We start from the raw sequence: 14009 nt of genomic DNA, 5'->3' as shown, positions 1-14009 counted from the left end.
TGTCTCTGTTCATGAAGGGGGCTGTTCCAGCCCCTGTGCGGTTTGCGCCACTGCGAATGATAACGAGACTTGCGCACCCTGAATGTTGTCGCCCTCTTGCACGTTGGTCATGTCGATGCGTGCGCCGTGTTCATCGGCTATTTTTTTGACCACCGCCAAACCCAGTCCGGTGCCTTTGGCCTTGGTGGTGACGTACGGTTCAAAGGCCCGTTGCAAGATATGGGGGGCAAAGCCAGGGCCGGTGTCGGTCACCGTCAAACGCACCCGCTGGCGCTGCGCACGCCACTCGGTTCGCACCTGCACTCGGGCTGTGGTCAGGCCTTGGCCACGCGCTTCGCAGGCGTCTTGTGCGTTTTGCAGCAAGTTGTGAATGACCTGGCGCAATTGCTGTTCGTCTCCCAAGATCAGGGGGCATGCAGCATCCAACTCAGCGACCACGGTGGCGCGCGCCACGCTGTCGTGCGGTTCGCTGGCATACAGGGCCAGCACGTCACTGACCAAGGCATTGAGTTGCAGGGGCTTGAGTTCGGCCGATGGCAAACGGGCGTAGTCGCGAAATTCATTGACCAGGCGTTTCATGGCCTCCACTTGGTCGACGATGGTCTTGACCGATTTGGCCAACACCGCGTCGTCTTGCGCTTCCAATTTACCGATCAGGCGCCTTTCCAGCCGCTCGGCCGACAACTGAATGGGCGTGAGCGGGTTCTTGATTTCGTGTGCCAGCCTGCGGGCCACTTCGCCCCAAGCCTGGGCGCGTTCGGCCGAGACAATTTCCGAGATGTCGTCGAACACCAACAAGCGCATGCCATCGGGCAAGACGGCCCCGCGTGCGAGCAAGGTCACACCGGTCTGGCTCAAGCCCTGACCCGCTGCATGGATGTCGAATGATTTTTGCCAGTGGTCCAATTCGCGTGCGTCGTTGCCGGCATGCAAGGCCTTGAATTGCGCGTCCACCTCTTGCGCAAAAGCCTGCAAGCCCGGCAAGCCTTGCAGGCCCTGGCCTTCGTGCGCACTGACGGGCACGCGCAAGATGCGTGTGGCCCCAGGGTTGGCCGATGCGATGGTGCCTTGTGCGTCCAGCACCATGACCCCGGCTGTCAGGTTGTCCAGGATGGTTTGCAGCTTGCTTCTGGCCTGGTCGAGCTGGTTCAGGCTGCGCTCGCCGTTGGCGCGGGCATCGGCGAGTTGCTGCGTCATGTCCGCAAACGAGCGGGTCAGGCCGCCCAACTCGTCTTTGCCTTGCAGTGCCAGTTTGGGCCGCAAGTCGCCCGCCGCCACCTGGCGCATGCCGTGGGCCAACAGCAGCAGGGGACGCGCCAGTTGATTGCCCAGCAAGACAGCCAGCAAGATGGCCCCCAGCACGGCCAGGAACAGGCTCAGTGTGAGGGTGCCGATGTACATGCGCCGCAGGCCATCACGGGCCAGGGCCCGCTCTTGGTATTCGCGGTAGGCGGATTGCACCTCCAGCGCGTTGTTGACCAGAGTGGGGGGCAGCTCCTGGGTCACCATCAGCAAACGCCGGTCTTCGTTCAGGGCCAGGCTCCATTGGGGAAACAGCACCAGAACCTTGATTCGGCCCTTGTCACCACCGGGGATGGCTTCGTCCAGTCCCTCCACCCAGGCCAGACTGCCGTTTTGACGGGCCTCCCGCAGTTGCTGGGGTGTGGGGCGGTCAGCCCTGAGTTGAAAGCGCGAAGGGCCCGCACTGGCTACCATTTGGCCCCCCAAGCTCCAGATGGCCACATCGCTGGCGCCCAATTGGGTGCGGATTTTTTCGGCTGCAAGGGCCGGGTTGAGCTCGCTGGCTTCTGCCCAATTGGCAGCGGCAGCACGGCCTTGCTTGTTCAGGTCTTCACTGAGCGTGTCCAAGGTGGCCCGCCCCAGGTTGAGGCCCGCCACGAGGGCCGCCTCCACTTTCACGTCAAACCAGCTTTCGATCGAGCGCGAGACGAACTGGTAAGACACCACATAAATCAGCAAGCCCGGAATGACACCCACCAAGGCAAAAATGCCAGCGAGCTTGACCAGCAAGCGTGAACCGAATTGGCCTTTGTACAAGCTGCGCAACAAGCGCACCATGCCCCACAAGATGGTGATCAACAAGCCACTGGCCACCACCGCGTTGATGAGCACCAGCCATTCGTAGTTCTGGTTGTAGCGCTCCCGGTTGCCGGTGGCCTGTGTCATGAGCACCAGCAAGCCAATGCCAATGGCGGCCACGCTCACAGCGCCCACCAGCATCAACCAGCGGCTGGTCCGGGAGGGCCTCTCGGTCAAGGGTGCGCGGGTTGCTTTGAGCCAGGCCATGTCAGCGCACCAGCTCTTCGCTCAGGCGCAAGGTCTTGATCACCTGCAGGTTCCAGTCGGCCTGGTTACCCGCCGCAATTTGGAAAGGGCGGGGCAATTGGGTGACATCGAGCTTGAATTCGTAACGCAGGCGTTGTCGGGCATCGGGGTCCAGACTCTGGGCGTCGGCGATTTTCCAGGCCGATTGACGGCGGATCACGCTCAGGGCCTCGGCCAGGGTTTCGAAGTTCTGAGAAATGCTGCCCGCGAGGCCCGTGCCAGAAATCGGCTCGCTGGAGACGTTCAGCCGCCAGCGGCGGGTCAGGGGCTGAAAAGCCAAGCGGTAATAACGGCTGGCCGCGCCGGTTTTTTTGTCGGTCCAGTACCAACGCTCGCGCAACACCTCGGCTTCCACCACAAAGTGCACCGCCAGGCCTTTGATGAGGGCGTCTTCCACGGCCGGGCCCAACTCCAGTTTGAGCTGGGCGTTGAGCAGCAAGGCGTTGTCTTTGCGCACCGGCATGAGCTCGGTCAGCTCCACGCTGGAGGTCTGCGCCCATGCACTGCCCAGACCCAGCACGGCCATGAGCAAAGCCCGGGTCAACCAAGCGCCCAGCTCAATCCCGAATCTTCTCCAGCAGTGCGTAATAGAAACCGTCGTGTTCACCCAATGCATTGTGCTTGAGAGGAAGGCCCATGGGTATTTTCCCGGGTATCAAATGACCGGGTGAGGGCAGCATTCGTGCATGGGTGTTGCGCTGAAGAAACGCTTGCACGGTGTCTTCTCCCTCCGAATGGAAAACCGAGCAAGTGCAGTACAGCAAGCGCCCCCCCGGGGCCAGCAAGGGCCACAGGGCCTTGAGCAGCTGGGCCTGAGTCTGGGCCAGTTGTGCGCTGTCGCCAGGGCGGCGCAGCCAGCGCACATCGGGGTGTCTGCGCACGATGCCGGAAGCGGTGCAGGGTGCATCCAGCAAGATCGCGTCAAAAGCCACACCGTCCCACCACTGTGCAGGCTGGGCGGCATCGGCAGCGCGCACCTGGGCACGGGCCTGAGCCTGCGCGCCCAAGCGCTTCAAGTTGTCTTCGATGCGCTGGCACCGCGTGGCGTCTACATCCAGCGCCAAAACCTGCGCCTGGGGGTAGCAGGCCAGCAGGTGCCCTGTTTTACCCCCCGGGGCGGCACAGGCATCCAGAATGCGCCAGGGCTGATCCACATCGAGGCCTTGCAGCAACAAAGGGGCAGCCACTTGCGCCGCGGCATCTTGCACCGACACATGGCCCAGCTCAAATCCGGGCAACTGCTGCACGGGCACCGCGCGCTCAAGTTGCAAACCCGATGCGCCCACAGCCTTGGCGCCCAAGCCCAGGGCCTGCAGCTGCTCCTGGTATGCGGCCACACTGTGGTGACGGGTGTCCACACGCAGGCTCATGGGGGCTGCTTGTTGCGCCATGTCCAGCAATTTTTGCCAGTCCTCTGGGTATTCGTCCTGCACACGCGCCACCCACCAGCGTGGGTGATTCCAGCGCGCCTGTGGGTCGCTGTCCGTTGCGGCCACCAAGTCCTCACGCTCGCGCAAAAAACGGCGCAAACACGCGTTGATGAAGCCACTTTGGGCCGAGGTCTGTCTTTGTTGCCTTGCCGCCTCGACGGCCTGGTTGACCAGGGTGTGCACCGGGTAAGGGGCACCTTCACCCTGCCAGCTCAAGGCCAGGGCAGTGCACAACAAGGCGTCGGCCGCAGGAGGCGGTGCCTTGCTGGCCAAACGCTCGCGCAGGGCCATGGCGCGGCCCAGTTGCCGCATCACCTGAAAAGTCAGGGCTTGAACACCCGGGCGCAGCTCGAGTGGCACGCTGGCCAGTTCAGTGGTCAAAGATCGTCCGGCCCGCACCGCTTGAACCACCGCCGCCGTGGCTTGCAGCTGCCGCGACAAGGGCACGGACGTGGCCATGCCGTGATCACGAGCTTGTGGCTGGCCCGTGCTGGGCTTGCGCCTGGCTGCAGGCAGCGCTGCGCCTTGCACCTTCTGTTCTGGGCGTTTTTGTGCTGATGGCTTGTCGTTCATGGTGACGGCTCTCAAGAGGAGGCCATGGTCAGGTCCATGCGCACGGCGGGTTTGAAGTTCAAACGCCGCGCCAGCCATGAAGCTGGCCTCATGCTCAATGCGTCGTTGTAAGCACCGACGGCCACATGGTACGGAATCATGGCAGCGGGCAAGGTTTGGCGCATGCGGTTGAGGGCAATCTCCAAATCGGGCCGGATGGCTTCATGGGCTTGTTGTTGCAACACACGGATTTCACTGACCAGTTGCAGATGCTGGCTGATCACCTGTTTTTGCACCGCTTCGTCGAGCGGCTGCAAGCGGGCCTGCGTGAGGGCCTCGAGCATCTGTTCGCTGGCGGTTTGCACCGCCTGCAACTCTTGCGCCTCGGCCTCGCTGACCAGGCTTTGCCGCGCCGCCAAGCCCCCTTGCAATCGCACCAAGAGGCGCAACCACACGGCGTCCACACTGCTCCACTGGCGCACCACTTCGGAGCGCAAACGCACCAGACGGTTGTGCGCACCCACCGACCAGAACAGGCACAAGGCCAGCACCACACCCACCACCAGAGCACCCATGTTCCATTCCTCTCAGGGCCATCACCCCATAAAAACAGCCCCTGACCACATCGCGGTGCAGGGGCTGATTGGACTCACCGCGTTGGCGGTGAATGCACCGTTCAGGCGGCTTCGCCTGCGTCGGTGACGGTGTCTTCCGCCGTGTCACCGGCCATGTCCGCCGCCTCGGCGTCCGCTATGGCGCGGCGCTCGGCGTCGTCCATGGCGTCCTTGACTTTGCGGGCCTGGTGGTAAGCCAAGCCTGTACCGGCGGGAATCAGGCGACCGACGATCACGTTTTCCTTCAGGCCACGCAGCTCGTCGCGCTTGCCCATGATGGCCGCTTCGGTCAACACGCGGGTCGTTTCCTGGAAGGAAGCGGCCGAGATGAACGAGTCGGTCGACAAAGAGGCCTTCGTGATACCGAGCAACAGGTTGCTGAAGGTCGCGGGGATCTTGCCATCGCGCTGCAAAGCGTCGTTGGTGTTGAGCATTTCGGAACGCTCCACCTGCTCACCGGAGATGTAGTTGGAGTCACCGATGTTCTCGACCACCACGCGGCGCAACATCTGACGAACAATCACTTCGATGTGCTTGTCGTTGATCTTCACGCCTTGCAAGCGGTAAACGTCCTGCACTTCGTCCACGATGTAGCGGGCCAGCTCTTCGATGCCCAACAAGCGCAAGATGTCTTGTGGATCGGCCGGGCCGTCCACAATGCTTTCGCCTTTGTTGACCACTTGACCTTCGTGCACCAAGATGTTCTTCTCTTTGGGGATCAGTTCATCCCAGACCTTGCCTTCAGGGTCGGTGATTTGCAAGCGGACCTTGCCCTTGGTTTCCTTGCCGAACGACACGGTACCGGTGATCTCGGCCAGCATGCCCTTGTCTTTGGGTGTGCGGGCTTCGAACAGTTCGGCCACTCGGGGCAAACCGCCGGTGATGTCGCGGGTCTTTTGACCTTCGACCGGGATACGGGCCAGCACTTCGCCAGGTCCCACGTCCATGCCGTCGCGCACCTGGATCAGCGAGCCGATCTGGAAGCCAATCGTCACCGAGTGGTCGGTGCCGGGAATCTTGACTTCCTTGCCTTGGGCATCGATCAGCTTGACCTGAGGGCGCACCACTTTGGCAGCACCACGGCGCTTGGGGTCAATGACCACCAGAGTCGATAAGCCGGTCACTTCGTCCAGCTGCTTGGCCACAGTCAGGCCTTCTTCGACGTTCTCGAACTTCACGGTACCCGCGTACTCGGTGATGATCGGACGGGTCAGTGGGTCCCAGTTGGCCAAAATGGTGCCGGCCTTGATGGCCTGGTCGGCCTTGACCGACAAGATGGCACCGTAAGGCACTTTGTGACGCTCGCGCTCACGGCCGTGCTCGCTGATGATGATTTCGCCAGAACGGGAAATCACCACCAACTCGCCTTTGCTGTTGGTCACATAGCGCATGGTGGCGTTGAAGCCGATGGCACCGTTGGATTTGGCTTCCACGCTGGAGGCCACGGCCGCACGTGAAGCCGCACCACCGATGTGGAAGGTTCGCATGGTCAGCTGCGTGCCGGGCTCGCCAATCGACTGGGCGGCAATCACACCGACCGCTTCGCCGTTGTTGACCAAGCCTCCGCGGCCCAAATCGCGGCCATAGCACTTGGCGCACAAACCAAAGCGTGTTTCGCAGGTCAATGCTGTGCGCACCTTGACTTCGTCGACGCCAGCGGCTTCGAGTTCGTCAATGAGGTCTTCTTCCAGCATGGTGCCAGCGGAAGCCAGCACAGCGCGGGTTTCGGGGTGCAGTACGTCCTCGGCAGCGGTGCGGCCCAGGATACGGTCACGCAACGACTCGATCACTTCGCCACCTTCGACGATGGCGCGCATCAGCGAGCCATCGGCGGTGCCGCAATCCAACTCGGTCACCACCAAGTCTTGCGTCACGTCCACCAGACGACGGGTCAGGTAACCCGAGTTGGCGGTCTTCAAAGCCGTGTCGGCCAGACCTTTACGTGCACCGTGTGTCGAGATGAAGTACTGCAACACGTTCAGGCCTTCACGGAAGTTCGCCGTGATGGGGGTCTCAATGATCGAGCCGTCAGGCTTGGCCATCAGACCACGCATACCGGCCAATTGGCGAATCTGCGCTGCAGAGCCGCGGGCACCCGAGTCGGCCATCATGTAAATCGAGTTGAACGATTCCTGATCGACTTCATTGCCATGGCGGTCAATGGTGCGCTCTTTGCGCAGCTGGTCCATCATCACTTTGGAGACGACGTCACCGGCTTTGCCCCAGATGTCGACCACCTTGTTGTAGCGCTCGCCAGCGGTCACCAGACCGGAGACGTATTGCTGCTCAATGTCTTTGACTTCTTTTTCGGCCGCTTCAATGATGGCGGGCTTCTCAGGCGGCACCAACATATCGTCGATGCCGATCGAGATACCGGCGCGTGTGGCCAAACGGAAGCCGTTTTGCAACAGCTTGTCAGCGAACACCACGGTCTCTTTCAAACCGCACTTGCGGAAAGACGTGTTGATCAGCTTGGAGATTTCCTTTTTCTTCAGCGCCTTGTTCAGGTTGCTGAAGGGCAGGCCCTTGGGCAGGATCTCGGACAACAAGGCACGGCCCACGGTGGTTTCTACCATCGACACCGACGAGTTGAACTCGCCCGTGGCTTTGTCTTTGGTCCACTCGGTCATGCGCACGTTGATCTTGGCGGTCAACTCGACAGCACCGGCATCCAGGGCGCGCTGCACTTCACCGATGTCAGAGAAGATCAGGCCTTCGCCTTTGGCGTTGATGCGGTCACGTGTGGCGTAGTACAAGCCCAGCACCACGTCTTGCGACGGCACAATCGATGGTTCGCCAGAAGCGGGGAACAAGATGTTGTTCGAAGCCAGCATCAGGGTGCGGGCTTCCATCTGCGCTTCGACCGACAAAGGCACGTGAACGGCCATTTGGTCACCGTCGAAATCGGCGTTGAAGGCCGCGCAAACGAGGGGGTGCAACTGAATGGCTTTGCCTTCGATCAGCAAAGGTTCGAACGCCTGAATGCCCAAACGGTGCAGCGTCGGCGCACGGTTGAGCATCACGGGGTGCTCTTTGATGACCTCTTCCAGGATGTCCCACACCACAGGGGTGCCGGCTTCGACTTCTTTCTTCGCAGCCTTGATGGTGGTCGCGATGCCCATGGCTTCGAGACGCGCAAAGATGAAGGGCTTGAACAACTCAATCGCCATCAACTTGGGCAAACCACACTGGTGCAGTTTGAGGGTTGGACCCACGGTGATGACGGAACGACCGGAGTAGTCGACGCGCTTGCCCAGCAAGTTCTGACGGAAACGACCGCTCTTGCCTTTGATCATGTCGGCCAAAGACTTCAGGGCACGCTTGTTGGCGCCGGTCATGGCCTTACCGCGACGGCCGTTGTCCAGCAAGCTGTCCACGGCTTCTTGCAACATGCGCTTTTCGTTGCGCGCAATGATCTCGGGCGCTTTGAGTTCCAGCAAACGGCGCAAACGGCTGTTGCGGTTGATCACGCGGCGGTACAGGTCGTTCAAGTCGGAGGTCGCAAAACGGCCACCGTCCAGTGGCACCAAAGGACGCAGGTCCGGTGGCAACACAGGCAGCACTTCGAGCACCATCCACTCGGGCTTGATGCCCGATTTCTTGAAGGCTTCCAGCACTTTGAGGCGCTTGGAGTTCTTCTTGACTTTGAGCTCAGAGCCAGTCAAGTCACCGCGCAGGCGCTCGATTTCGCTTTCGATGTCGATGCCTTGCAGCAATTCCTTGATGCCTTCGGCGCCCATCTTGGCCACGAATTCATCGCCGTACTCTTTGACTTTGGCGTCGTAATCGTCCTCGGACATGATGCCGAACTTCTTGAGCGGTGTCATGCCGGGGTCGGTCACGACATACGCTTCAAAGTACAACACACGTTCGATGTCACGCAGCGTCATGTCGAGCACCAGGCCCAAGCGCGAAGGCAGCGACTTCAGGAACCAGATGTGGGCGCAAGGTGCAGCCAGGTCAATGTGGCCCATGCGCTCGCGACGCACTTTGGTCTGTGTGACTTCAACGCCGCACTTCTCGCAGATGACACCGCGGTGCTTGAGGCGCTTGTACTTGCCGCACAGGCATTCATAGTCTTTGATGGGGCCAAAGATCTTGGCGCAAAACAGACCATCGCGCTCGGGCTTGAAGGTGCGGTAGTTGATGGTTTCAGGCTTTTTCACTTCGCCAAAAGACCAGGAACGGATCTTCTCGGGCGATGCCAGGCCGATGCGGATGGCATCGAAGTGGTCATCGGGCGTGAACTGCTTGAACAGGTCGAGTAGTGATTTCATGGTTTGAATCCTTTGCCTGTGAATTAAGAACGCTCGAGCTCGATGTCAAGGCCCAGCGAACGGATTTCCTTGACCAGCACGTTGAACGATTCGGGCATGCCCGCTTCGATGGAGTGTTCGCCTTTGACGATGCTCTCGTAGACCTTGGTACGGCCTTGCACGTCGTCGGACTTCACGGTGAGCATCTCTTGCAGAACATAAGAAGCGCCATACGCTTCCAGCGCCCACACTTCCATCTCACCGAAACGCTGACCACCGAACTGCGCTTTACCACCCAGCGGCTGCTGTGTGACCAAGCTGTAAGGACCGGTCGAGCGGGCGTGCATCTTGTCGTCCACCAAGTGGTGCAATTTCAAGAAGTGCATGTAGCCAATGGTGGTCGGACGGTCAAAGGCGTCGCCTGTGCGGCCGTCGAACAAGTTGGCTTGGGTGCGCGTGGCTGTCAGACCCTTGGCTTTGGCCAAATCTTCTGGGTAGGCCAAGTGCAACATGGCACGGATTTCTTCTTCGGCCGCACCGTCGAACACGGGGGTAGCGAAGGGGAAGCCCTCTTTGAGGTTGCCCGCCATGTCCAGCACTTCGTCATCGCTCAGTTGCGACAAGTCTTCCTTGCGGCCCATGCTGTTGTAGAGCTGCTCGAACAGCTTGCGCAGCTCGGCAATCTTTTCCATGCGCTGGGTTTCGGCTTGCAGCATGTTGCCAATGCGTTGGCCAATGCCTTTGCCAGCCCAGCCCAAGTGGACTTCGAGCACCTGACCCACGTTCATGCGCGATGGCACGCCCAGCGGGTTGAGCACGATGTCGGCAGGGGTGCCGTCGGCCATGAAAGGCATGTCTTCGACGGGCACGATCTTGGAGACCACGCCCTTGTTACCGTGACGACCGGCCATCTTGTCACCAGGCTGCAAGCGGCGCTTGACAGCCAGGTAGACCTTGACCATTTTCAGCACGCCAGCAGGCAACTCGTCGCCTTGGGTGAGCTTCTTGCGCTTTTCTTCAAAGGACAAGTCAAAGCTGTGGCGGGTTTGCTCCAGCGAGTTCTTGATGGACTCCAGTTGCATGGCCACGTCGTCCTCGGCAGGACGAATGTCGAACCAATGGAATTTGTCCACCGACTCCATGTAGGCCTTGTCGAGCTTGGTGCCCTTGGCCAGCTTTTGCGGACCACCGTTGGCCACACGACCCACGAGGAGTTTCTCGATACGGTCAAACGCGTCGGCTTCCACGATGCGCAGCTGGTCGTTCAGGTCCAGGCGGAAACGCTTGAGTTCGTCGTCGATGATTTGCTGGGCACGCTTGTCACGCACGATGCCTTCACGGGTGAAGACCTGCACGTCGATCACAGTGCCTTGCGAGCCCTGGTCCACGCGCAGCGAGGTGTCTTTCACATCGCTGGCTTTTTCACCGAAGATGGCGCGCAGCAGTTTTTCTTCGGGTGTCAGGGTGGTCTCGCCCTTGGGTGTGACCTTGCCCACCAACACATCGCCGGGTTGCACTTCGGCGCCCACGTAGATGATGCCGGAGTCGTCCAGACGACCCAGTTGCTGCTCGGACAGATTGGGGATGTCGCGCGAAATTTCTTCGGCACCCAACTTGGTGTCACGGGCCATGACCACGAGTTCTTCGATGTGGATCGAGGTGTAGCGGTCTTCGGCCACCACACGCTCAGAGATCAAGATCGAGTCTTCGAAGTTGTAGCCGTTCCAAGGCATGAAAGCGATCAGCATGTTCTGACCAATGGCGATCTCGCCCAGGTCAGTCGATGCGCCGTCGGCAATCACGTCACCCTTGGCCAGCTTGTCGCCACGCTTGACGATGGGGCGCTGGTGGATGTTGGTGTTCTGGTTGGAACGCTGGTACTTGATCAGGTTGTAGATGTCCACACCCACTTCACCGGCCAAAGCTTCCGCGTCGTTCACGCGGATCACGATGCGGGTGGCGTCCACGTAGTCGACGATACCGCCACGAGTGGCCGTGACCACAGTGCCGGAGTCGACCGCTGCAACGCGCTCGATGCCGGTACCGACCATGGGCTTTTCAGGGCGAAGCACAGGCACGGCCTGACGCGACATGTTGGCACCCATCAAAGCGCGGTTGGCGTCATCGTGCTCCAAGAATGGCACCAACGAAGCGGCCACCGACACGATCTGGGCAGGCGACACGTCCATGTACTGGATGCGCTCAGCGCCGCACAGAATGGATTCGCCTTTTTCACGGGCAGAGACCAAATCACCGGTCAGCTTGCCGTCTTTGTCCAATGTGGCGTTGGCCTGGGCGATGACGTACTTGCCTTCTTCGATGGCCGACAGGTAGTCGATGTCCATCGTGACTTTGCCTTCGACCACTCGGCGGTACGGGGTTTCGATGAAGCCGTACTCGTTCAGGCGGGCATACAAAGCCAGCGAGTTGATCAAACCAATGTTGGGACCTTCTGGCGTTTCAATCGGGCACACACGACCGTAGTGGGTCACGTGCACGTCGCGCACTTCGAAGCCTGCACGCTCGCGGGTCAAACCACCTGGGCCAAGAGCCGACACGCGGCGCTTGTGGGTGATCTCGGCCAGAGGGTTGGTCTGGTCCATGAATTGCGACAGCTGCGAAGCACCAAAGAACTCTTTCAAAGCCGCAGAAATCGGCTTGGAGTTGATCAGGTCATGCGGCATGAGCGGCTCTTGCTCGGCCTGGCCCAAACGCTCTTTCACAGCCTTTTCGATACGTGCCAGACCTGTGCGGTACTGGTTCTCGGCCAATTCGCCCACGCAACGCACGCGGCGGTTGCCCAGGTGGTCGATGTCATCGACTTCGCCGTTGCCGTTGCGCAGGTCCACCAAGATCTTGACCACGGCCAAGATGTCTTCGTTGGTCAACACCATGGGGCCAGTGGACTCGCCACGGCCCACGCGGGCGTTGAATTTCATGCGGCCCACACGCGACAAATCGTAAGTGTCGGGGTTGTAGAACAGGCGCTGGAACAGGGCTTGGACCGCGTCTTCTGTTGGCGGCTCGCCAGGGCGCATCATGCGGTAGATGGCCACACGGGCTGCAAACTCGTCCACGGTCTCGTCGATGCGCAAGGTTTGCGAGATGTACGCACCTTGGTCGAGTTCGTTCGTGTAGATGCAGGGCAGGTCTTGCACGCCAGAGGTGCGCAGCTTCTTCAGCAGGGCTTCGGTCAGCTCTTCGTTGGCCTTGGCGATGATTTCGCCCGTGTCGGCTTCGACGATGCTGCGGGCCACCACGCGGCCAATCAGGAAGTCTTCGGGCACGCTGATGTGCGTGGTACCGGACTGCTCCAGCTCGCGGGTGTGGCGCACGGTGATACGCTTGTCTTTGGCCACCACCACTTTGCCGGACTTGTCGGTGATGTCAAAACGCGCCACTTCGCCGCGCAGACGCTCGGCCACAAATTCCATTTGTGCACCGCTGTCCATGAGGCGGAAGTTGTCGTTGACGAAGAAGTTCGCAAGGATCGATTCTGGGTTCAAGCCAATGGCCTTGAGCAGAATGGAAACAGGCATCTTGCGACGACGGTCAACGCGGAAGTACAGGATGTCTTTGGGGTCGAATTCGAAGTCGAGCCAAGAACCGCGGTAAGGGATGATGCGGGCCGAGAACAGCAGCTTGCCCGAGCTGTGGGTTTTGCCCTTGTCGTGTTCAAAGAACACGCCAGGAGAGCGGTGCAACTGAGACACGATCACGCGCTCGGTGCCGTTGATGATGAAGGAGCCTTTGTCGGTCATCAAGGGCACTTCGCCCATGTAGACCTCTTGCTCTTTGACTTCTTTGACCACTTTGTTTTGCGAGGTCGAAGAATCACGGTCGTAAATGATGAGTTGAACGCGGGCACGCACGGCCGACGAGAAGGTCAGACCACGTGTTTGGCACTCGCGCACGTCAAACGCTGGCTTGGCGAGGTTGTACTCGACGAATTTCATCTCCACAAAACCGTTGTGGGAGACGATCGGAAAAGCCGACTTAAATGCGGCTTGCAGGCCTTCGTGTGTGCGTTTGGAGGGAACCACCCCTGCCTGCAAGAAGGACGTGTAAGCGTCTTTTTGCATTTGCAGCAGGTAAGGAACTTCGAGCACGCTTTCGCGGCTTCCGAAACTTTTGCGGATTCGCTTGCGTTCGGTGTATGAATAGGCCATGAGATCTCCGGGCTTGATCTTTCAGAACTGTGTGTTAAGCGAGCTGTTGCACTCTCTTAACGGTCTTGGCGGCTGGCCTCTACCAGCGTTGGCGGACGATTGCGCATTGCACGCAACCCGAACCAAGGGTCTTCTGCAGTCGGGTCAGAAAACACTGGAAAGAAGACTGAACAGAGTCTGCTTTTCGGTGTGCTCTTCAAGCACCAAAGGCTGGAGGCCCTTTCGGACACTCCAGCCTTGGAACAAAACCGAATTACTTGAGTTCGGCCTTGGCGCCAGCTTCTTCCAGCTTCTTCTTAGCGGCTTCAGCGTCAGCCTTAGGCAGGCCTTCTTTGACCGCCTTAGGAGCACCGTCCACCAAGTCTTTGGCTTCTTTCAAGCCCAGACCGGTGATTTCGCGCACAGCTTTAATCACGGACACTTTGTTGGCGCCAGCTTCGAGCAACATGACGTTGAAGTCGGTCTTCTCTTCAGCAGCAGCAGCGGCACCGCCACCAGCTGCAGCAGGAGCGGCCATAGCGGCAGCGCTCACACCAAACTTCTCTTCGATGGCTTTCACCAGGTCGTTGAGTTCCATGACCGTCATGCTGTCCAGCGCGGTCAAAAATGCGTCTTTATCGAATGCCATTTTTATTTCCTAAC

The 14009-nt window shown here is 59.9% G+C and carries 7 protein-coding genes; all 7 read right to left on the bottom strand.

Annotated features, from left to right (window positions below; translation table 11 throughout):
• Nucleotides 1-9: 9 nt before the first annotated feature.
• Entirely contained in the window at nt 10-2307 is a 2298-nt protein-coding gene (locus L63ED372_RS15545) for a sensor histidine kinase (protein ID WP_062407250.1), read from the bottom strand.
• 1 nt (nt 2308) lies between these two features.
• Entirely contained in the window at nt 2309-2872 is a 564-nt protein-coding gene (locus L63ED372_RS15540) for a DUF4390 domain-containing protein (RefSeq protein WP_062407249.1), read from the bottom strand.
• A 31-nt stretch (nt 2873-2903) separates the two neighbouring features.
• Nucleotides 2904-4235, bottom strand: a complete 1332-nt coding sequence (gene rsmB / locus L63ED372_RS15535; protein WP_062408257.1) for a 16S rRNA (cytosine(967)-C(5))-methyltransferase RsmB — start codon at nt 4233-4235, stop codon at nt 2904-2906.
• A 125-nt stretch (nt 4236-4360) separates the two neighbouring features.
• Complete coding sequence (locus L63ED372_RS15530) at nt 4361-4903, bottom strand: hypothetical protein (RefSeq protein ID WP_062407248.1); 543 nt, start codon at nt 4901-4903, stop codon at nt 4361-4363.
• Between the two features lie 101 nt (nt 4904-5004).
• The gene (gene rpoC / locus L63ED372_RS15525) at nt 5005-9219 is read right to left on the bottom strand and encodes a DNA-directed RNA polymerase subunit beta' (RefSeq protein ID WP_062407247.1); all 4215 of its coding nucleotides are present in this window, start codon (nt 9217-9219) and stop codon (nt 5005-5007) included.
• Between the two features lie 23 nt (nt 9220-9242).
• Nucleotides 9243-13367, bottom strand: a complete 4125-nt coding sequence (gene rpoB / locus L63ED372_RS15520) for a DNA-directed RNA polymerase subunit beta (RefSeq protein ID WP_062407246.1) — start codon at nt 13365-13367, stop codon at nt 9243-9245.
• A gap of 253 nt (nt 13368-13620) precedes the next feature.
• Nucleotides 13621-13995 carry a 50S ribosomal protein L7/L12 gene (rplL, locus tag L63ED372_RS15515; protein WP_019428453.1) on the bottom strand — a complete coding sequence of 125 codons (375 nt, stop codon included), beginning with the start codon at nt 13993-13995 and terminating at the stop codon, nt 13621-13623.
• Nucleotides 13996-14009 lie beyond the last annotated feature (14 nt).

The organism is Limnohabitans sp. 63ED37-2, assembly GCF_001412535.1.
Lineage (GTDB): Bacteria > Pseudomonadota > Gammaproteobacteria > Burkholderiales > Burkholderiaceae_C > Limnohabitans_A.
This window is presented reverse-complemented; position numbering and strand designations above follow the sequence as displayed.

Bases quoted from the DNA above. Each gene is read 5' to 3' on its own strand.
- L63ED372_RS15545 (WP_062407250.1), bottom strand. From the start codon at position 2,307: ATGGCCTGGCTCAAAGCAACCCGCGCACCCTTGACCGAGAGGCCCTCC.
- L63ED372_RS15540 (WP_062407249.1), bottom strand. From the start codon at position 2,872: ATGGCCGTGCTGGGTCTGGGCAGTGCATGGGCGCAGACCTCCAGCGTG.
- rsmB (WP_062408257.1), bottom strand. From the start codon at position 4,235: ATGGCCACGTCCGTGCCCTTGTCGCGGCAGCTGCAAGCCACGGCGGCG.
- L63ED372_RS15530 (WP_062407248.1), bottom strand. From the start codon at position 4,903: ATGGGTGCTCTGGTGGTGGGTGTGGTGCTGGCCTTGTGCCTGTTCTGG.
- rpoC (WP_062407247.1), bottom strand. From the start codon at position 9,219: ATGAAATCACTACTCGACCTGTTCAAGCAGTTCACGCCCGATGACCAC.
- rpoB (WP_062407246.1), bottom strand. From the start codon at position 13,367: ATGGCCTATTCATACACCGAACGCAAGCGAATCCGCAAAAGTTTCGGA.
- rplL (WP_019428453.1), bottom strand. From the start codon at position 13,995: ATGGCATTCGATAAAGACGCATTTTTGACCGCGCTGGACAGCATGACG.